Source organism: Pseudomonadota bacterium (genome assembly GCA_036339585.1).
Taxonomy (GTDB): domain Bacteria; phylum Pseudomonadota; class Alphaproteobacteria; order UBA8366; family UBA8366; genus UBA8366.
Genome location: JAYZAS010000010.1, coordinates 106885 through 127719 on the forward strand (window position 1 = coordinate 106885; position 20835 = coordinate 127719).

17 protein-coding genes and 1 riboswitch are annotated in these 20835 nt (G+C 45.2%); of the genes, 9 read left to right on the top strand and 8 right to left on the bottom strand.

What is annotated here, in order from left to right; genetic code table 11:
- Positions 1-199: 199 nt before the first annotated feature.
- A complete protein-coding gene (locus tag VX941_08120; protein MEE2933373.1) occupies positions 200-820 on the bottom strand; it encodes an ABC transporter substrate-binding protein in 621 nt (206 codons plus the stop codon).
- Between the two features lie 356 nt (positions 821-1176).
- Between VX941_08120 and folP the strand changes: the two genes are divergently transcribed.
- Both folP and folK read left to right on the top strand, forming a co-directional pair.
- Entirely contained in the window at positions 1177-2076 is a 900-nt protein-coding gene (gene folP, locus VX941_08125; GenBank protein MEE2933374.1) for a dihydropteroate synthase, read from the top strand.
- A 1-nt stretch (position 2077) separates the two neighbouring features.
- Entirely contained in the window at positions 2078-2572 is a 495-nt protein-coding gene (folK, locus tag VX941_08130) for a 2-amino-4-hydroxy-6-hydroxymethyldihydropteridine diphosphokinase (protein ID MEE2933375.1), read from the top strand.
- Here the strand turns inward: folK and VX941_08135 are convergent.
- The 3 genes from VX941_08135 to VX941_08145 all read right to left on the bottom strand — a co-directional run bounded on the left by VX941_08135 (position 2564) and on the right by VX941_08145 (position 7070).
- Positions 2564-4288: an acyl-CoA dehydrogenase gene (locus tag VX941_08135; protein ID MEE2933376.1), complete on the bottom strand. Its 1725-nt coding sequence runs from the start codon at positions 4286-4288 to the stop codon at positions 2564-2566. The two genes, folK and VX941_08135, sit on opposite strands and share 9 nt — an antisense overlap.
- 12 nt (positions 4289-4300) lie before the next feature.
- Positions 4301-5743 (bottom strand): FAD-binding oxidoreductase, encoded by a 1443-nt coding sequence (locus VX941_08140; GenBank protein ID MEE2933377.1) that lies wholly within the window; start codon positions 5741-5743, stop codon positions 4301-4303.
- Between the two features lie 382 nt (positions 5744-6125).
- Positions 6126-7070 carry an L-threonylcarbamoyladenylate synthase gene (locus tag VX941_08145; protein MEE2933378.1) on the bottom strand — a complete coding sequence of 315 codons (945 nt, stop codon included), beginning with the start codon at positions 7068-7070 and terminating at the stop codon, positions 6126-6128.
- An 89-nt stretch (positions 7071-7159) separates the two neighbouring features.
- Between VX941_08145 and VX941_08150 the strand changes: the two genes are divergently transcribed.
- A complete protein-coding gene (locus VX941_08150) occupies positions 7160-8236 on the top strand; it encodes a tartrate dehydrogenase (protein MEE2933379.1) in 1077 nt (358 codons plus the stop codon).
- Between the two features lie 100 nt (positions 8237-8336).
- Here VX941_08150 and thiC read toward each other — a convergent pair whose 3' ends face one another.
- Positions 8337-10160: a phosphomethylpyrimidine synthase ThiC gene (thiC, locus tag VX941_08155; GenBank protein MEE2933380.1), complete on the bottom strand. Its 1824-nt coding sequence runs from the start codon at positions 10158-10160 to the stop codon at positions 8337-8339.
- 75 nt (positions 10161-10235) lie between these two features.
- Positions 10236-10342, bottom strand: a riboswitch (TPP riboswitch).
- Positions 10343-10613: 271 nt separating this feature from the next.
- Here thiC and VX941_08160 point away from each other — a divergent pair.
- The 5 genes from VX941_08160 (at position 10614) to VX941_08180 (ending at position 17837) form a co-directional block, all read left to right on the top strand.
- Complete coding sequence (locus VX941_08160; GenBank protein MEE2933381.1) at positions 10614-11765, top strand: phosphoserine transaminase; 1152 nt, start codon at positions 10614-10616, stop codon at positions 11763-11765.
- A 31-nt stretch (positions 11766-11796) separates the two neighbouring features.
- A complete protein-coding gene (gene serA / locus VX941_08165; protein ID MEE2933382.1) occupies positions 11797-13374 on the top strand; it encodes a phosphoglycerate dehydrogenase in 1578 nt (525 codons plus the stop codon).
- 403 nt (positions 13375-13777) lie between these two features.
- A complete protein-coding gene (locus VX941_08170) occupies positions 13778-15070 on the top strand; it encodes an adenylosuccinate synthase (GenBank protein MEE2933383.1) in 1293 nt (430 codons plus the stop codon).
- A 172-nt stretch (positions 15071-15242) separates the two neighbouring features.
- Complete coding sequence (locus tag VX941_08175; GenBank protein MEE2933384.1) at positions 15243-17270, top strand: hypothetical protein; 2028 nt, start codon at positions 15243-15245, stop codon at positions 17268-17270.
- A 6-nt stretch (positions 17271-17276) separates the two neighbouring features.
- Positions 17277-17837: a hypothetical protein gene (locus VX941_08180; protein MEE2933385.1), complete on the top strand. Its 561-nt coding sequence runs from the start codon at positions 17277-17279 to the stop codon at positions 17835-17837.
- A 6-nt stretch (positions 17838-17843) separates the two neighbouring features.
- Here the strand turns inward: VX941_08180 and rpoH are convergent, their stop codons facing one another.
- Together rpoH and VX941_08190 are read right to left on the bottom strand one after the other, a co-directional pair.
- Entirely contained in the window at positions 17844-18731 is an 888-nt protein-coding gene (rpoH, locus tag VX941_08185) for an RNA polymerase sigma factor RpoH (GenBank protein ID MEE2933386.1), read from the bottom strand.
- A 105-nt stretch (positions 18732-18836) separates the two neighbouring features.
- Positions 18837-19820: an RluA family pseudouridine synthase gene (locus VX941_08190; protein ID MEE2933387.1), complete on the bottom strand. Its 984-nt coding sequence runs from the start codon at positions 19818-19820 to the stop codon at positions 18837-18839.
- Between the two features lie 28 nt (positions 19821-19848).
- Between VX941_08190 and VX941_08195 the strand changes: the two genes are divergently transcribed.
- A complete protein-coding gene (locus tag VX941_08195) occupies positions 19849-20148 on the top strand; it encodes a hypothetical protein (GenBank protein MEE2933388.1) in 300 nt (99 codons plus the stop codon).
- A 9-nt stretch (positions 20149-20157) separates the two neighbouring features.
- On the opposite strand, the gene VX941_08200 is transcribed toward VX941_08195, so the two are convergent.
- On the bottom strand, positions 20158-20646 hold the full coding sequence (locus VX941_08200; GenBank protein ID MEE2933389.1) for a hypothetical protein: 489 nt from the start codon (positions 20644-20646) through the stop codon (positions 20158-20160).
- Positions 20647-20835: the final 189 nt, after the last annotated feature.

Sequence of the window (20835 nt, forward strand, 5' to 3'; positions counted from 1 at the left end):
TTTGGCACCAAATGTTGAAATAAAATGGTTTTGCTTCCCGTCACACAGGATGTTAGCTTCTTCTCTCCAATCCGTTAATCGCCTACGATTTCTCTACCATTCGGCAAAGAACTCTCGCTCTAATCCCATTAAATTGCGATTTACAAAATTGAATTAATTTTTGGACCGTGTCGTGTTGTAGAACGGGGTTGAACCCTAATCATTGCAAGCGGTTTTCTAGTTTCGTCAGCAAGCCCTTGAGACCATTCTTTTTGATGATGGCAGCGAACTCTGAACGTTGGGTAACTGCCATACTTATTCCTTCGACATATACGTCAATAATTTTTAGCTGACCTTTAAAATTCCTTACCCGCCAACTACACTTAATTAATGGGCTCCCATTGGTTTGGAGAATACGGGAATGCACTATGATATCGCCTTTGCCAGCATTTGAGGCTCGAGTAACCTGGAATGTCTCCCCGGAATATCCACCAAGTCGTGCTGTATACGTTTTGAGTACCCATTCGGAAAACAGATGTTCATATTTACGGCGTTGCAAACGATTCATTTGTCGCCAATGAATGCCAATAACAAACCGAGCTATTCTTTTCATTGCGAATTCTTTTTGCAAAATGGCGCGTAATTTTTTTTCGCGGCTTGCAATTGTGCCGGTTTTATCACCAAGCGTGGCTAACGCTTTGGTTGCTAGTGATTGGATAAATCGTTGTGAGTCACTTATGGCGGTGTGAGCTTGCGCGGTGCCGGCATGGCTCAAGTTGTGAACACCGAAGAACAATACTAAACCTAAGATTATTATGATGTTCGGTCGGAAAGCTCTCATACTAAAATTCCAAATTCATAAAGATCATGCAGGAATACACTACTTTTCAAAACGATAATACAGTTAGCGAGTGCAAGAGAACGGATACCCCACATTAAACTGCACCTATGTTGGCTAAGTGCGACATAGAGTGCAGTGATGGTTATAGAGATACTGAATTCTAAATTACAAGCGAAGAAGTATGAGATTTGATCAAACTAGCTTAACTACTTGTACAATATGCGAAAGATTTTTTTGCACGCGCTAATATGTCTGCTCCAATGTGGTCATGTTGACGTATAATTAGAATCTAAATTATCGAGTCGGGCTTTATTCGGTCTTTTAAGGTGGTTTTATTATGAATGTGGGGGAATCCAATGCTTCTTGATGATCATTTTAAATGGGGCAGCCGTTGTTACGTAATGGGCATCTTGAACGTAACTCCAGATTCATTTTCGGGTGATGGAGTACTGGGTCAAATAGACCCAATATCGGTTGCGCTTGACCAAGCATGCACATTTTTTAATAGTGGGGCCGACGTGATTGATGTTGGGGGTGAAAGTACCCGCCCTGGCGCAACACCGGTAGGAGTCTCGGAAGAGATTGATCGTGTAGTGCCTGTGATTGAGGCAGTTTCCGCGGCTTTGCCTGAATGTATGATCTCAGTCGATACGAGCAAAGCTGAGGTCGCCGCTGCTGCATTAGTTGCAGGAGCCAACATTATAAACGATATCTGGGCTTTGAAGTATGACAAAAATATTGCTGGGGTCGCTGCCGATGCAAAGGCACCTGTGATCCTAATGCACAACGCAAGCTGTGCATCTAGAGTTGAAAAGCTTGAGGAGGGAGGTGCTCAGTATACCCCACGTAGCTATGAACATTTTCTGGACGAAGTGTGTAAAGAATTATCACATAGTGCACGCACGGCGGAAGCGTGTGGTATCCCAGCTAATCAAATTATTTTGGATCCAGGCGTTGGGTTTGGCAAGTCACCATCTCAGAATTTATCTTTGATCAATCACTTAGGCCGCATACGGGCTCTTGGGTATCCAATTTTGATTGGACCAAGCCGCAAATCGTTTATCAGCAAAGTATTAGGGGTTGAGGCTGAGTGTCGTGAGGAGGGGACAGCGGCCGCGATAGCTGCTGCCGTTCTTCGCGGGGCGGATATAGTCAGAGTTCACGATGTTACTGTTATGAAACGTATCGTAGACATGTGCGATTCAATTGCCCGGACTTCAGAAGATGGTGTAATTTCTTCTGAGAGAATGGCTTGATATGGAGGAATTATATATTGGGGTTGGCAGCAATGTAGGAGATAGGAAGGCTAATTTGAATGATGCTAGCCGCCGGCTTTCAGAATTTATGGTTATTACCAACAAGTCACAAGTTTATGAGACCGAGCCCCAATACCTGCTTAATCAGGCAAATTTTTATAATGCGGTTGTGTGTGGGTACACCGAATTAGAGCCGCTTGATATGTTGAAAAAATTAAAACAATTAGAAATTGCGTTGGGCCGCGTCGACGGGCCTCGAAATGGCCCGCGGCTAATTGATCTAGATATACTCTATTACGGTAGACGCTGCATCTCGACTGATACATTGACAGTGCCTCACCCTCGGATACATGAGCGATATTTCGTGCTTCGCCCGCTCTTAGATATCGCGCCAAGTTTGAAACACCCCACTAATGGTAAAACTGTAAAACAGCTAATTAACGAGTTGCCTATAGACATTCGTAGGGCAACACTGGCGCTTATGAGACTAGAATGAAGTTTCTGGTAACGTCATAACCTCCTCATGGCCATACTCAATTGTTTGTCGAAGTCCCGAGATCTGCGGCAGTATGTGACAGGCATAAAATTTTGCAGTTATTACCTTTGCATTATGAAATGCACTGGTTTTATACTTAGTTTTGTTTGCCAAACTAGATGCATTACTCAATTGAACTGCTCCTGCGACAACGCCGAAAATTCTCAAATAAGCACAAGCGCCAGCCAGTGCCGGGTTTGGGGATGTTACCGAATTTTCTAACATCCAATCTGTTACCTCTTCTAGATCATCGAGCCCTGCCTGTACTGCTTGGCCGATGCCATTTTTTGGATTATTTTGTATTGTTTCACGAGCATCATTAATCCATGCAAACATTGCTGCGCCTTTGTCACGTAATACTTTACGGCTTATCAGGTCGATAGACTGAATACCGTTGGTACCTTCGTAGATCGGGGCTATGCGGGCATCCCGAAAATGCTGGGCTACCCCTGTATTCTCCATAAATCCCGCACCTCCATGAATTTGAAGGGCAAGGGATGTGATCTCAACGCCAAGATCTGTGCACCATGCCTTGACCATTGGGATCAGTAGATCAATTCGAGCTTGTTGTGATTTTCCCGGTGATTTTTTTGCATAATCAAGCGCAAGTGCTGCATCATAAATCACTGCACGCATTGCTTCAATTTGGGTCTTCATTGTCATTAACATGCGCCGGATATCTGGATGTTTTACGATTGGCCCAAATTGATGACGTTCCTTTGCGTAGTCGCGGGCTTGCTGGTATGCGCGTTCAGCAATTGCGAGGCCAGAGATCCCAATGTTTAGTCGAGCGTTATTCATCATCGTAAACATTGCGTTAAGGCCCCTCCCTTCCTTGCCAACTAGGTAGCCCACGGCTCCATTGTTATCTCCATAAGACATTACGCAGGTGGGACTTGCATTGATGCCTAGCTTTTTCTCAAGAGATAAGCATCTTAGATCATTAGGGTCACCAAGTGTGCCATTGGGATTTACGAGAATTTTTGGAACAATGAATAGTGAGATACCCTTTGGACCGCTTTTTGCGTTAGGCGTGCGAGCAAGCACGAAATGGATGATGTTATCGGCCATGTCGTGGTCGCCGTACGTGATATAAATTTTTTGTCCTTGAATATTATAATGATCACCCGCTGGTATTGCTTTGCAGCTTAATTTTCCCAGGTCTGATCCGGCGTGTGGTTCAGTCAGATTCATAGTGCCAGACCATGAACCCGAAATAAGTTTACCAAGGTAGAGTGATTTTTGTTCATCAGTCCCATGCTCACTGAGAAGTTCGACTGCTCCGGTGGTGAGAATTTGGCACAATGACCAAGACGTATTAGCGGAAATCCACATTTCCTGCGTTGCCGCCGCGAGGATCCACGGCAGGTTCTGTCCGCCATAGACTGGATTAAAAGGCAGCGATGCCCAGCCTCCGTCCACAAATTTCCGGTAGGCCACGGCGAATCCAGCTGGTGTGCTTACCACCCCACCATTGATCGAGGAACCCTCTATGTCAGCTGTGTGGTTTATTGGTGCCAACACCTCCCGGGCAAATGTCCCACCTCCTTCTAAAATCGCATCAATCACATCATTGCTGAGGTTTTTAAAGGCAGATAATTTTCGAACACGACTCACCACCCCCATTTCATGCAGACAGAACTGCATGTCACGGATCGGTGGCACGTAATCTATCACGACTATTTCCCTTTAGAGCAGTTTGCCAGGATTCATGATCTTGTTAGGATCCAAAGTATTCTTCAACTGTTTCATCAAATGCAGATCGATTGATGGAGTATAATGAAGGAAAGAGTCACGTTTAAGCTGTCCGATTCCGTGCTCCGCGCTGAGGGACCCCTCCAAAGACGCGACGATGTCAAGAACAATTCCATTGATTTTTTCTTTATGACGGAAAAAAGCTTGATCCGTCATTGCTTTTGGCTTTGCGAAGTTAAAATGTAAATTGCCGTCCCCAACATGCCCAAAGTATATCGGACGAATGTTTGGCATATACTGATTTACCGCCAAAATTGCAGTTTCGACAAATTCGGGGATAGAACTTACGGGGACAGAGATGTCATGCTTCACACTAGCTCCTTCAATTTTTTCTGCCTCCGGTAAAAATTCGCGGAGCCTCCACAATGCTTGCCGCTGTGCCTCAGATTTTGCGATAACCGCATCGGATACCAAACCATCTGTTAGTGCCGATTCCAGAAAATCTTCCATAATTTCTTCATTTACGTCGGCACTACTAGAGAATTCGATCAAAGCGTAAAGTTCCGAAGGCTCAGCGAGTGGGTCTGATAAGCCTTTTCCATGCTGAAAGGCAAGCTCCAAAGGCGGGCGAGTGATTAATTCAAAGCTGCTTACTCCATCGCCGCTGCGATGGCGAGCACGATCCAAAAGCTCAATGATTTCTTTTAAACCTGCTACAGCGGTAAAACAGGTTTCAAAATATTTTGGTTTAGGAAAAAGTTTCAAGGTAGCAGCGGTGATTATGCCAAGTGTTCCCTCAGAACCAATGAAAAGATGCTTGAGGTCATAACCCGTATTATCTTTACGCAAGCCTTTCAAACCGCTCCAAATCTCACCATTAGGCAACACTGTCTCAAGCCCCAGAACAAGATCACGCATGTTGCCATAACGAAGAACGTTTACTCCGCCGGCATTTGTTGCGAGATTCCCACCGATTTGGCAGGACCCTTCTGCACCTAAACTCAACGGAAAAAGACGATCCATTTGAGCTGCTTCTTTTTGAATATTCTGAAGCACACATCCTGCTTCGACGGCGATCGTGTAGTTGAGTGGGTCCCGGTGCCGAATTTTATTCAAGCGAGTTGTACTTATGACTATGGAACTGCCGCTGTCGTCTGGTGTTGCGGCTCCGTTCATCCCGGTATTTCCACCCTGAGGCACAATCTTTATCTTATAGTCATTGCAGATACGGACAATATCCGCTATTTGCTTGGTGGTATCGGGTCGGAGCACCAAAGGGGATGTACCCTGAAATTGTCCACGCCAGTCCAAGAGGTATGGGGCTAGCTCTGCTTCATCTGTGATATAACCCTTGTGTCCAACAACATTTTTTAGTTGCTCAAACGCTTCAATGGGCAGCAGACTTGTATAATCATCAGGAGACATAATTGCTCTCATCTTGCCTTTCTTAGCGTACCCAAGCTTCGTATTTAAGTAATATACGTAACGTAATCAGTTTGAAGTTAAGTCACCAATAAAATTTTAATTTGAAATGCATATTTCGAAGAGTTCGGGATTAAGAACTTTATAATCGTCGGTTATGAGAAACACTACAAATTATAGATTGCCGGTAATCTTTCTCAAGCCAGCATATAGTGAAAATCAGTAACTTTTCTGTTGTAGAATCTATGAAATAAAGCTGCATACGAACTAAGCTATTGTTTTATTGAATTTTCGAATTCTATATCGCCCGGCTAATAAATGTATAACTTGCGACATACTGATAAAAGCTCGGTCTCTTAGCTCATTGATTGATAGTAATTTTGTTCGCGCTACGAGCCTATCGGCAAGCGGCACGCCGGAGCCTATCATTGATCGCCCAACCGATGGTCTCTGTTGGTATAGGCATCACGGCGATTCCTGTTGCTGGCATTGAGTCGAGCCGATGCAAGTATGCGAAAAGATTTGCGGCTGCCTCCAACAAATCGCCCGTGGGGCTTAAGTTCAAATCAGCATTGATTGCATCTTTGCCAAATCCGAGGAATACTTCACCTGGGCGTGGCTTTTGTGCATTTATTCGAAGGGCTAAGGAGGGAGCATAGTGGTTCACAAGCATTCCCGGAGACTTTATCTCGGTTTTACTCCCAGTGTTATGAAGCAATTTCCGGCCAATCACTTGCGCGATTGCTTCGCTTGTCAGTCCCCCGGGGCGTAATATCACGGGAATGTTTGTGCTTACATCGACTACTGTAGACTCCAACCCGATGTCGCAAGGACCACCATCAAGAATTAATGACACTTGTCTCTTGAGCTGGTTAGCAACATGTTCTGCACGGGTAGGGCTTAGTCGACCTGAAAGATTAGCGCTTGGTGCTGCAATTGGTTTACGGGCAGCTGTAATTAACTGCCTCGCAGCTGCATTGGCAGGCACCCGAAGTGCTACGGTATCGAGCCCAGCGCTAGCTAGAGATGAAATTTCACATCTTTGGTGGCGCGGGAGCACGAGCGTTAGGGGACCAGGCCAAAATGCATCAGCTAGAGCTTTAGCCGAGCTATTTAAAACTGCGTGTTCATAAGCCTCGCATTGGTCACTTAAATGAATGATTAATGGATTGAAAATAGGCCTATTTTTTGCGGCAAATATCTTTGCCACTGCGCGCCCGTCTTTTGCGTTCGCACCGAGTCCGTAAACAGTCTCGGTTGGGAAAGCCACTAAATTACCTTCAGCAAGTAGTTGGCCACCAGAGGCAATACTAGCCTTGTTAACTTGTCTTATCAATTCCATCTTAATGACTTACACTCGCGCAATCGTACTTGCAATCTCTCTAAAGCTCTGAGACAAGGCTATGTGGAAAAATGTGACGGGAGGACTTAATGGCAGGTCGCAAAGAAACAATATCTTTCAGCATAGCGAATATTCCAGGAGATGGTATTGGAAAAGAGGTCTTGCCAGAGGGGCTCAGGGTTTTGGATAAAGTGGCTAGCAGGTTTAATATCCGCTTTAAGACCAGTGATTTTCCATGGAGTTGCCAAACGTACTTAAACGATGGAAGGATGATGCCGGAGGATGGGATAGATCAATTACGGCTTCATGACGCGATTTTTTTGGGTGCTGTGGGATATCCTGGCGTGCCCGATCACGTGTCGCTCTGGGGTCTTCTAATTCCGATACGTCGTCATTTTGACCAGTATGTGAATCTGCGTCCTGTGCGGCTTCTGCCGGGGATAGAAGCTCCCGTAAAAGGCTACAAGCCTGGTGACATCGATATGTACGTTGTGCGAGAGAACGTTGAAGGCGAATATTCAGAAATGGGGGGAAGAATATTTGAGGGCACGGATCGAGAGACGGTTGTTCAAGAGACGGTTTTTACACGTCAGGGTGTTGATCGTATCCAACGGTTTGCTTTCGAGCTTGCGTTAAAGAGAAGGAAAAAGCTCACATCAGCAACAAAATCTAATGGTATTATGTATACAATGCCGTACTGGGATGAGCGATTTGCTGAAAATGCAAAAGATTATAGAGAGGTTGAGACCGATCAATATCATATTGATATCCTGACCGCACATTTTGTTGGACGCCCGCATACCTTTGACGTGGTGGTAGGGTCAAACTTGTTTGGTGATATTCTTTCTGACTTGGGTCCTGGTGTGACCGGGACAATTGGAGTAGCGCCGTCCGCTAATATCAACCCGGAAGGAGAACATCCTTCAATGTTTGAGCCCGTGCATGGATCCGCACCAGACATCGCCGGAGAGGGCATTGCTAATCCAATCGGGCAAATTTGGTCTGCGGCCATGATGTTAGGTCATTTGGGGCAGCACACAGCAAGCGCTGCAATCGTAGAGGCTATCGAAAACGTATTAGCCGACCCAAAGGCGCCTAAAACTCCAGATATGGGCGGTAAAGCAAAGACTAAGGAAGTGGGCAAAGCCATTGCTGATGCAATTTAAGGGATAACCTCTCCCGAATAATTATTGAACAAATAAATTCTATCGTTCGAATGCAAAAAGTATATGCCCGTTTGCTGACTTTTCTCTGGGACTTACGTACTCATTCTGCAGCTTCAACGTTTATTTTTTCAGATGATATTTTTTTGCTGGGCTGATAAAGCTCAGAACCCCCCTCCACAAACTTATCAGACATTTCTGACATCCCCTTTTCGGCAAACTCACGTATTTCTTGTGTTATTTGCATCGAGCAGAACTTAGGACCGCACATTGAGCAGAAATGGGCTACTTTTGCGCCTTCAGCTGGTAAGGTTTGATCGTGAAAATCTTCTGCCGTTTCAGGATCCATTGCTAATTTAAATTGATCACGCCAGCGGAAGTCGAAACGTGCCCGGCTCAGGGCGTCGTCCCAGAGGCGCGCGCCCGGATGTCCTTTTGCAAGATCAGCAGCATGGGCAGCCAATTTGTAAGTTATCACACCATCTTTCACGTCCTTTCTATTTGGAAGGCCCAAATGCTCCTTCGGAGTGACGTAGCAAAGCATTGCAGTTCCGAACCAACCAATCATTGCAGCACCGATCGCTGACGTGATGTGGTCATAACCGGGCGCGGTATCTGTTGTTAGCGGGCCGAGGGTATAGAACGGTGCCTCATGACAAATTTCCAGTTGCTTATCCATATTTTCTTTAATTTTGTGCATAGGTACATGCCCCGGACCTTCGATCATGACCTGCACGTCATGTTTCCATGCTATTTCGGTTAATTCGCCTAGTGTTTCAAGTTCGGCAAATTGTGATTTATCATTGGCATCTGCAATTGAACCGGGACGGAGGCCGTCTCCTAACGAAAACGTTACATCATACTCCTTCATCAATTCACAGATTTCTTCAAATCGGGTGTACAGGAAGCTTTCCTTATGGTGAGCGAGACACCACTTAGCCATTATTGAACCACCACGGCTCACTATCCCCGTAAGGCGCTGCGCTGTCATAGGGATATATTTGAGCCTTACGCCAGCATGTATCGTGAAATAATCCACTCCTTGCTCGCATTGTTCAATTAAAGTATCTCGGTAAATGTCCCATGTAAGTTCTTCAGCTATTCCCCCTACCTTCTCAAGAGCTTGATAAATAGGTACCGTGCCGATGGGTACTGGCGAATTACGTATGATCCACTCTCTGGTGTTATGTATGTCTTTACCTGTGGACAAATCCATAACCGTGTCGCCGCCCCACCGGGTTGACCAAACCATCTTATCGACTTCTTCCGCGACTGACGATGAAACTGCCGAATTTCCGATGTTAGAATTAATTTTAACTAGAAAGTTACGCCCGATGATCATCGGTTCCGTCTCAGGATGATTGATGTTGGCAGGAATCACCGCTCTGCCCCTCGCAACCTCCTCGCGTACAAACTCAGCTGTCACGTATTCGGGAATTTCAGCACCGAAACTCTCTCCATCACCAAAAAATTCGGACCGGCCAAGGTTCTCACGTATTGCGATATACTCCATTTCTGGCGTGATGATACCCTCGCGAGCATACCTCATTTGGCTAACATTTTTTCCAGTCTTTGCCCTGAGTGGGGCACGCTTTGATGGAAATTCTGGAACCGCCTTCGGGTCGCCCATATTTCGGTGATTATCCTCAGGGCGAATTTCACGACCTTTGTAAGACACCGTATCACCCCGAGCTGAGATCCAAGGGCTTCGCAATGCGGGCAGACCTTTTTCTACATTCAGTGCGACATCAGGATCCGTGTAAGGGCCTGAAGTGTCGTAGAGGCGAACAGGAGGTTCATTCGCACTTTTTTCCAAAACAACTTCACGAAAGGGAACGCGAATTCCGTTTGTACCTTCTTCATAAACTTTTTTAGATCCCGGGATTGGGCCTGTTGTTATAGAAATAGCGTCGTTGTCTCTAGGCATGCCTCAGTCCTCCAACCAAAATATTAATTCGACACAGGGAACGCATCGGAAGTGAGGAAAATGCTTTGGAGCTAGATTACAAAGGCGCTCCTTTCCTCCGCCGGCATAACCCGGATCAGGTTCTTAGGGTCACCGCGTCAGCGATATCTCAGCCTTTTACGAAGGCACCCCTAGGATCCCTTATATTGATACTTTACACACAGTTCGTCAATCATTGCTAATTCCAAATGTTGCAGTTTATATAGAGAAACTCAAAGTATCTGCTCTTTTTGGGAACAATTTTATGTGCAATAATGATTTGTCTTTTCCAGACAAAACCTGAGACCTGCGGCAAAGGGGCGCAGTCAACCAAGAAATATTGCATGGCAACATCTATCTGGTTGACGCAATGACCGGGTGTTCCTAAGGTCGTGCGGGTCGGTATCAGCCAAACCAGCTCTTTTGGAGTCACTAATGAACAAGCCGCAAAGTAAGCCGAAGAACCCCAATTTCTCGTCCGGGCCTTGTGCAAAGCCGCCTGGCTGGTCACTCGAAGCATTAAACGATGCCGTGTTGGGGCGATCGCACCGGGCAGCTGTAGGCCTTGAAAAACTGCGTAATGTGATAGACACAAGTAAGGAGCTATTGGGTATTCCTGACGAGTACAGGCTAGCTATAGTGCCTGGATCGGATACTGGTGCGATCGAAATGGCCATGTGGTCGCTCCTAGGGCAACGTGGCGTTGATGTATTGGCTTGGGAGAACTTTGGCCAAATGTGGGTCGTTGACATTATTAAACAACTCAACATTAAGGACAGCAGAGTTATGGAAGCTCCTTATGGCGAGATCACCGATCTGTCTTCGGTGGATTGCAATCGAGATGTAATTTTCACATGGAATGGAACTACGAGCGGAGTTTGCGTGCCGAATGGAGATTGGATCGACTCTAATCGCCGTGGGCTTACCTTTTGTGATGCCACCTCTGCGGTATTTGCGATGGAAATGCCGTGGAATAAGCTTGATGTTGTTACTTGGTCTTGGCAAAAAGTGCTAGGGGGTGAGGCTGCACATGGAATGCTAGCCTTAAGCCCTCGTGCTGCCCAACGGTTGGAATCTCATACACCGTCGTGGCCTTTGCCAAAGGTTTTCCGGATGGTCGCTAATGGTAAAGTCGATGAGGCACTATTTCGTGGAGCTACAATCAATACACCCTCAATGTTATGTGTGGAGGACGCGATATTTGCACTCGAGTGGGCTCGATCAGTTGGCGGCAAAAAAGGATTGGTATCTCGGTCTGCTGCGAATCTGAATGCAGTGGCTAACTGGGTGGAAAAAACAACCTGGGTAGAATTTCTTCCAAAGGATCCTGCCACACGGTCTTGTACATCAATCTGTGTTGAAATTTCTAAAGCAAGTGGCTTAGGCCCTGAGGCTTTGAAAAATGCCCCAAAGTATATCTCCTCATTGCTTGAAAATGAGGGGGTGGCCTACGACCTCAATAATCACAGGGCGGCGCCTCCAAGTTTACGTATATGGGGTGGGGCTACTGTTGAGACCGCGGATATAAAAGCATTGCTTCCGTGGCTAGACTGGGCGTTTACTCAATTTACAAAACAGACAAATTAATTTTGGAAAAGCAGATATAGGACGTAAAACTATGGCAAAAGTTCTGATTTCGGACAAACTAAGCCAAGATGCGGCCAAAGTGTTTGAAAACCGCGGCATCGAGGTGGATTTCAAGCCGGGTTTGAGCAAAGATGATTTATTAGGCATTATTGGTCAGTATGACGGACTGGCCGTTCGCTCTGCGACAAAGGTGACAGCAGAGATTTTGGATGCTGCGGAAAAACTGAAATTAGTCGGACGGGCAGGCATCGGTGTAGACAATATCGATTTAGACGCAGCGTCAAAAAAAGGCGTTATTGTTATGAATACGCCATTTGGAAACACCACTACAACGGCAGAACATGCCATTGCTATGTTAATGGCTCTTGCTAGGCAAATCCCTGCAGCGAACTCATCGACGCAAGATGGGAAATGGGAAAAAAATAGGTTTATGGGTGTCGAGATTACTGGAAAAACCCTGGGTGTGGTTGGTTGTGGTAATATCGGAACAATTGTAGTGGATCGCGCAAAGGGCCTCAAAATGAGGGTTGTTGTTTATGATCCTTTTCTTTCTGAGGAGCGAGCTAATGAAATAGGTGCGGAGAAAGTAGAATTGGAAATGCTTTTTGCCCGCGCTGATTTCATAACGATTCATACTCCACTGGTTGAGGCAACGCGTAATCTCATCAATAAAAGCGCGATAGAAAAAATGCGGGATGGAGTGCGTATCATTAACTGTGCGAGGGGTGGAATTGTTGACGAGGATGATCTCCGCGAAGCGCTCGATAATGGTAAAGTAGCTGGAGCTGCATTTGATGTATTTGTAAATGAGCCGGCGGATAGCAATCCTTTGTTTGGGCATGAGGAATTTGTCGCAACTCCTCATCTTGGCGCTGCAACCACCGAGGCACAGGAAATTGTCTCAGTGCAGGTTGCAGAACAAATGGCCGACTATCTATTAACGGGGACTGTGCAAAATGCGATTAATGCGCCTTCAGTTTCTGCCGAAGATGCTCCTCGCTTGCAACCCTATATGACACTAGTTGAGGAGCTTGGCAGCTTTGCCGGACAATTGACCGAAACCGGACTAACAGCAGTTACCATTGAATTTTACGGGACCGTTACACAGCTAAACACCAAGCCTCTTGTTAGTTGCATGCTGCATGGGTTGTTAAAACCTCTTCTCGAAAATGTAAATATGGTAAGTGCGCCCATCATAGCAAGGGATAGGGGTATAGATGTTGGGGTTGTTAGCCACGAAAATCCTGATGAATATGAAAATTTGATCCGGGTTATAGTGAAAACTGAGCGCCGTGAACGGAGTGTGTCAGGTACTCTGTTCGGTGGTAACCGAGGCCGCGTTGTTGCAATAAATGAAATACCAATTGAGGCCGAACTTGGGCCACATATGTTGTACATCGCAAACAATGATCGGCCTGGAGTAATTGGAGCAATTGGTGGCGCTTTAGGCGAAGCAAATGTTAATATTGCTACTTTTCACTTAGGCCGGGTTGATGCAGGAGAGGAGGCAATTGCTTTGATACAAATTGACGATGCCGCCGCTCTTGAAACGCTTGAGTCAATTAGAGCCCTCCCGAATGTGACGCAGGTCAAATCGCTTAAATTCTGATCTGTTCACCATCAAATCACTATTATCAAATACCTTTTTGTTATTGAGGGGTTTTACTTTACTGAGAAACTAATTTGATGAAGATTGTTAGTCGAATACTCAGTTTTTTCGACAAAACAACGAGTATTGTTTTTTCTTTCAGAAAAGCCTTCCAAGTACTATTCTAAAATGCTGACAAATTTACGAAACTGGCTTGATGAAAGTTTGCTTTGTTAAAACAATCTGAAATTTTTAAAGCATATTGGTCAGTCAGAATAACAAAGCATGGCATAAATTTGGGTGATGCCCAATTGAAGTGCAACAAAACGATAGAGCACGAGCTTTCCTGAAACTACAATGCTGGGTGCGCCGCCTATCATTGATATTATTTAGTGAAAGACGGGCCATAAAAATGGAGGGGACTATGAGTAATGTGGTCGTTGTTGGCGCTCAATGGGGTGATGAGGGGAAAGGCAAAATTGTCGATTGGCTCAGTGAACGAGCAGATGTAATTGTTCGGTTTCAAGGAGGGCACAATGCTGGCCATACACTCGTCATTAATGGAACCGAATATAAGTTGAGTCTGTTGCCGTCGGGAGTAGTGCGTTCCGGAAAGCTTTCAGTTATTGGTAACGGGGTGGTTGTTGACCCGCGTGCTCTAATAGATGAAATACAGCGGCTTCGTTTGGCGGGTGTAGATATTTCTCCGGAGAAATTAAAAATAGCAGACAATGCGGTATTAATTTTGCCATTGCACCAAGAACTGGATTTGGCGAGAGAAAAGGCTAGTGGAAAATCAGCTATTGGTACCACTGGCCGTGGCATCGGTCCTGCCTATGAAGACAAGGCTGCACGGCGAGCAATCCGTGTTTGTGACTTAAAAGATCCTGACGTATTGGAATTCAAAGCAAACGAATTATTGCGGCATCACAATCCGTTGCGGCGCAGTTTCGGCATAGCGTCTCTAGAAGCATCAATGATAATCAATACGCTTAGGGAAACAAAAGACGAACTCCTTAGTTATGCAGCTCCGGTCTGGTTAGAGTTAGATAATGCACGAAACGTGGGTAAGCGGATCTTGTTTGAGGGAGCTCAAGGCGTCATGCTCGATATTGATCATGGGACTTACCCGTTTGTAACGTCATCAAATACTCTTGCAGGACAAGCGGCAACAGGTACGGGTATCGGTATTGGAGCTCTGGATTACGTTTTGGGAATTACGAAAGCATATACAACGAGAGTTGGCAGTGGTCCATTTCCAACGGAACTGAACGATGAAATAGGGCAGCGTATTGGGCAAAAAGGGCGCGAATTCGGCACAGTAACTGGTCGCCAACGGCGGTGTGGCTGGTTTGATGCGGTTATGGTCCGCCAAGCAATCAAAACTGCCGGCATAAATGGTATTGCACTCACTAAACTTGATGTTCTTGATGGGCTCGATAATCTTAATATCTGCACTTCCTATAAACTAGATGGCGAAAGTGTGGACTTCTTGCCTGCTTCGATGCGGGCTCAATCATCAGTATTACCTTGTTATGAGACGTTAGAAGGTTGGAAACAGAGCACAGAAGCAGCAAGATCATTGGATGAGCTGCCCGCTGCAGCTATAAAGTATATAGGGCGGATTGAAGAACTCATTGAAGCACCAGTTTCATTGCTTTCAACTAGTCCGGAGCGGGACGATACCATTACCGTTATCGATCCGTTTGGTGGGTGAGATGTTTCACTCAGTGGTTTTTGTGTAGGAAATGCGTGATGGAAATTTATAAATGTGATTAGATAGGAAGCCTAAGGCACAATTGCCGTTTTGACTGGTTCAAGATTGCATATGCTGTAGGCACAAGAATACGTATCCAACGAAACTGTGATTACTTGGTATCGGAGCCCTTATGGCTGATGAAAACAGGCAACCGGGCGAACAAAATAGCGGCACGGTAAGTACTGAGGGCTGGTATGATGTTTTTTCAGATCAGCCGTTAAAGGAATTTGACTCGCCACCGGCGTTAGCTTACGCCGCTTCAGATGTTAACAATGCTGGCCGGGAATTGTTGGCTTTGGTCTGCGATCCCAAGCAGTCCCCGCGCCATGAACAAGTGTCGACGATGAACCGTGTTGATCAACCTGGGCTAGTCCGGGTTGTGGATTGGAAAGTAATAGATTGGCCTCTAGAAGATCGTCGTTGCCCGGTTTTAATTTACGAGCGCCCTCGTGGAAAAAGGGTAGCTGATAGTATCGATAGCCCAATTCAAATTGCTTCCGAGGAAATAATCACACAGAATTTTATAAAACCAGTAACGGCGGCGCTTCGCGATATTGATCATCAGAATCTGACGCATCGTGCTATCAGGCCAACCAATCTTTTTTACGATAGCGTCTCCACAGGTCAGGCGACAATTATGTTGGGTGAGTGCCTTGCGGCTCCTCCAGCAATTAATCAGCCAGTAGCTTATGAGACGGTAGAAACGGCGATGGCTCCTGCAAGTGGGCGTGGGCTCGGATCGATATCGGATGATCTTTACTCTTTTGGCGTTTGCATATTGGCACTTTTGATTGGGCAAAGTCCTGGGACTGGGATGAGTGACGATGAAATTCTTTCTGCAAAACTGGAACGCGGAAGCTATAACGCACTCATATCTGGCCACCGCCTATCCCTAACCATGTTGGAGATTGTGCGAGGGCTTTTGATGGACGATGTTGATGAGCGTTGGACATTGGATGATTTAGAGCTTTGGCTCGCTGGGCGCAGGCTAAGTCCTAAACAACAAGAAATTTCGAGAGCAACGCAAGCGTTTTCTTTCGGAGGTAATAAGATTTTTACCCGCCGTAATGTGGCTCGCGTGTTTGGACAAAAGTGGGATTCTGCTATTGAACCGGTACGTGGTGGCTCGCTCGATGAATGGCTAAGGCGAAGTTTGGGAAATGAAGAAGCGATCGAGGCTGTTAATACGGCTAAAGAACCCGCAGCCGGTGGCATTGAGACTGATGACCGCATGTTAGCTCGGATCATTATTGCGTTGGATCCGCTAGGACCAATAAGATTTAAAAATTTTTCTGCTACACTTGATGGAATTGGTTATTTGATTGCCGCTCCAGGAGGTGACAAAGATCTTAGCAAGGATCTCTCGGAAGTTCTTAAAGGTGATCTAATATCGTTTGCGTGTAAAATGATGGGTAAAGCGGGGGAAGATATAACTCGCTTTATTTCGTTATATGACCAAATGATTCCATTCCTAGCCCATTCAGAACTTGGTCAGGGTTTCGAAAGGGTAATATACGAGCTCAATCCAAACGTACCTTGCCAATCACCGCTTTTAGAATCAGAGTATGTTTACGATATGGTTGAGATGCTTGAAGCATTCGAGCGCATAGCCATTGCCAATCCGGAGACACTTATAGAGCCTGTTGATCGGCATATTGCTGCGTTCTTAGTTGCTCGCATGAAAGTTAGCATTATGACTGAATTGCGTGAGCTTCAAAACCGTTCAGACCCTGCTGTTTTAGCTATTGCTAATGTTCGTATCTTAGGACACGTGCAGGAGGAAGCGGGCTCGTCTGTAGCACCTAACCTCTGTAAGATAGCAGTAGAAATTCTTGATCCGGCTATTGAACGTTTCCGCAGTCGACGTCAGAGAGATCTGGTTAGAAAACGATTGTCTGAAATTTCTAAAGATGGACGGCTAGCGGACATCTTGAGACTCGTCGACAATTCAAAATATCTTGAAAGTGACCGATCAGATAACGATAAAGCAGTTAAAGAATTTGCTGGGTCTATTCAAGCGATGCAAAGGATGGAATTTGAAAAAACTCATCGACTAGAATTGGCCAAAGTAATTGGAGCTGAGATAAGTGCCTTCTTCTCCTTAATTCTGTCGATGATTGTCCTGATAAGCATGGGAGTGTATTGGATACTGGGGTAAAGCGTGATGGCAGACAAAAATAAAAAATCAGGTTCTATTAAAGCAGGCTCGATGAAAGCCTGGATTTATACCCTAGTTGCTGCGGCTTTAATCTTTTTTGTCTTTTTAGATGTTTTTATCTTAGTCGCCATAGGTATGGCGCCTACGATGGGAGCATTAGTAATAGATCGATCATCGCGGCGGTATTTTACGATGACCGTTGCCTTTCCCAACGGGGTAGGGGTTCTACCTAGTGCAATCAAACTATTTAGTGGGGGTAGCGGGGGGGTTGATGCAGCTCTCGAGTTGGTTAGTGATCCAATTGTGTTAGTTACGATGTACGCTGCCGGTGCTGTTGGCTGGATAATCTATTATAGCGTGCCACCTTTTGTTGCTGTTTGGTTATCTATGCAAAGTGAGGTGAAAGCAGCAGCAATCAAGAAAAGACAGAAGGCATTAATAAAAAACTGGGGAAACGAGGTTCGCTTCGAAGCCGAAAAACTAATCCCCGACGACGTCAATGTATCTGAACTTTTAGGTGAGCCACTTGATGCCGACAATGCCGATTCTAACGATGGAAAAAGATGACTGCTGCTATGTGATAAAGGTTTTTTCTGCGGCTTGAGATTGAATAGCTTTCTGGAGTTTCTCGAAGGCGCGTGCTTCTATTTGTCGAACGCGTTCTCGACTAATTCCGTATTCATTGCTTAATTCTTCCAGAGTCATAGTATCATCCTTCAAACGGCGCATCTGAATTATATGTTTCTCTCGCTCGTTCAGAATAGCCATAGCGTTCGACAACATTTCACGCCGTTTTTGCAATTCTTGGGCCTCAGCCACTTGAATTTCTTGACTTTCGGTTTCATCCTCTAACCAGTCTTGCCATTCACCATCGCCCGATGCTTTCAGTGGCGTATTAAGAGAGTGGTCCTGTGCAGCTAGACGCCTGTTCATCGACACGACGTCATGCTCGGGGACATTCAACTCCGAGGATATGTGTTCGACATGTTCAGGCGCCAAGTCGCCTTCCTCAAAAGCCTCCAATTTATTTTTCATTTTACGAAGGTTGAAGAACAACTTCTTCTGCGCTGCAGTGGTTCCCATTTTAACAAGAGACCACGAGTGTAAAACATACTCTTGAATGGATGCCTTAATCCACCACATTGCATATGTTGCGAGACGGAACCCCCTGTCTGGTTCAAACCTCTTCACAGCCTGCATCAGACCAACGTTACCCTCAGAAATCAAATCGCTCACAGGCAGACCAGACCCCCGATAACCCATCGCAATTTTAGCAACGAGTCTTAAATGACTAGTCACTAGCTTGTGAGCCGCCTCAGTATCCTCATGTTCACGCCACCTTTTTGCAAGCATGTATTCTTCTTGCTTCTCCAGCATTGGAAACTGGCGAATTTGTTGCAGGTATCGTTGCAGATTGCCCTCAGGACTTATGCTTAAGCTTGGTAGTGTTGTTCCGGCCACCGATTTTCACTCCTAACACAATAGCGTGGCATTTAATACCACACTAGATATGTGATTTTTATTATTTTTTTCAATAATATCGCTGAAATATATTTTTGAGAACTGTTAGCTCGGAGATTTAATCCGCTCAAATATCGACTCTAAATTCCTAAGGTCCTCAGGAAATTTTGAGCTAAAGCACATTTTTAATCCGCTCCTTGGATGTACAAAGCCGAGTGTTACTGCGTGGAGGGCTTGGCGTCTGCAGGTTTTTATTGACTCAATATCGCTTTCTGAAATACCGCTGAGGCGTGCTTCTGTTGTGCGACTATAAATAGGATCACCCACCAACGGGTGCCCTATATGTGCTAAATGTACGCGTATTTGATGGGTGCGTCCTGTTGCCAACCGACACTCGGCCTTGAATACTCGTGAACCATAACGTTTAAGAGTGCGAAATCGCGTGAGCGCAAATTTACCCCTGTTCTCAGATACCACGGCCATCTTTTTGCGTTTATGAGGGTGACGACCGATTCTTCCTTCAATTTGACCTGACAGTGGTTTTGGCGAGCCCCATGCTAATGCATGGTACGTACGCTCGACGCTGTGCTGTTCGAACTGCAAACTAAGGCGCCTGTGACTTCGATCGTTTTTCGCTACCACTATTAAACCACTAGTGTCTTTGTCTAATCGGTGCACAATGCCCGGCCGTTTAATGCCACCGATACCCGAAAGTGATGATCCGCAGTGGTAGAGCAAACCATTCACTAATGTGCCATTTGGAGTGCCCGCTCCGGGATGAACCACAAGTCCTGCGGGTTTATCAATTACGATCAGATCATCGTCTTCGTAGTGTATGTCGAGATTTATATTTTCGGGCACGAGGTCTATTTGTTCCGAGTGAGGAACCATTAGAGTAAAAGTTTGTTCCTGTTTGACGCGATAGGCTGGGTCAGTTATCGTCTTTTCATGATGGATTACCTTACCCGCTAAAATCATTTTTTTTAGCTGTGATCGAGATAATGCTGGGTAAGCCCTCACAAGACACACATCAAGTCTTTTGCCTTCATCGTCAGCATTAATGGTTAATATTTTTTTTTCGTCACTCATTTTGCAAAACAAACGGTAGCCTCCAATTATGAAACTACAAGCTCTTAAAATTCTGGTTGTTACTATGGCTTTCTTAATCTTAATTGGTTTAGGTTTTTTAGCCTATGGGATTGCCGCAAAATTTGGTGACGCTGAAAAAGGAGGCACCTTAGTTCGAAATCCTTTGCCTTTAACTCTCCCTGTAGGGGCGGAAATTCGTGAGACCATAATGAATGGTAATCGTATCTTGATGAGATTGTCTATGCCAGACAATCTAACACAACTAATAATTTTTGATATGGAAGAGGGACGAGAGGTTCAGCGGATTGAAGTCAAAAATAGTCGCTGACAGTAACATTCATGAAAAATCGGCTTTCATTTTCTTTAAGATCGCCGATGCATCTTCATTACTTATTTTTTGAAGCTGATCCTTCTCTGCGTCGTACAACTGATCAATTAGATCTTGAAGTGCTTTTTTATCCCAAGGGTTTTCGGATGAATTTTGCGGGTTGTTATCATTGTCCTTTATTTTTTTCTTGAGATTGGTAACGTCATTTTCTAGTTCCTCGACTCGTGCCTCAGCAATGACTGCGCGTTCTTGCCAATCAATTGACCCGGCCTTGGTGCGTGCAGCACTGCTATTTCTTTTGTTCCTCGATACTTTTTTTGAACCAGTCGAAATATTGAGCCGGTTCGCTAAGGCTTGCACATAAGCTTCGTCATCTTTGTGCAAATTGCCCTTTTCAACGTCTCTTTCAAAGTCTCCCAAATCCTCACGTGTATCATCACTCAATTCTTTACTGGCGAGTAGAGATTGAATTATCTCCAAAGTATCATTTTGGCTCATCATAACTCTCATCGAATAACTGCGTGTATTAGATCTACAATATAGCGAAAATGCGTCTGATGGTAGGGGCAAAGCAGCGCAAGTACTGATTTATAAAAATAAATAAATATATTTATTAAGACCAAAAATAAAACGTAAAAATAAACTTTTTGAAATAAATTTCAAAATATATAAATAAAAATTGTAGAT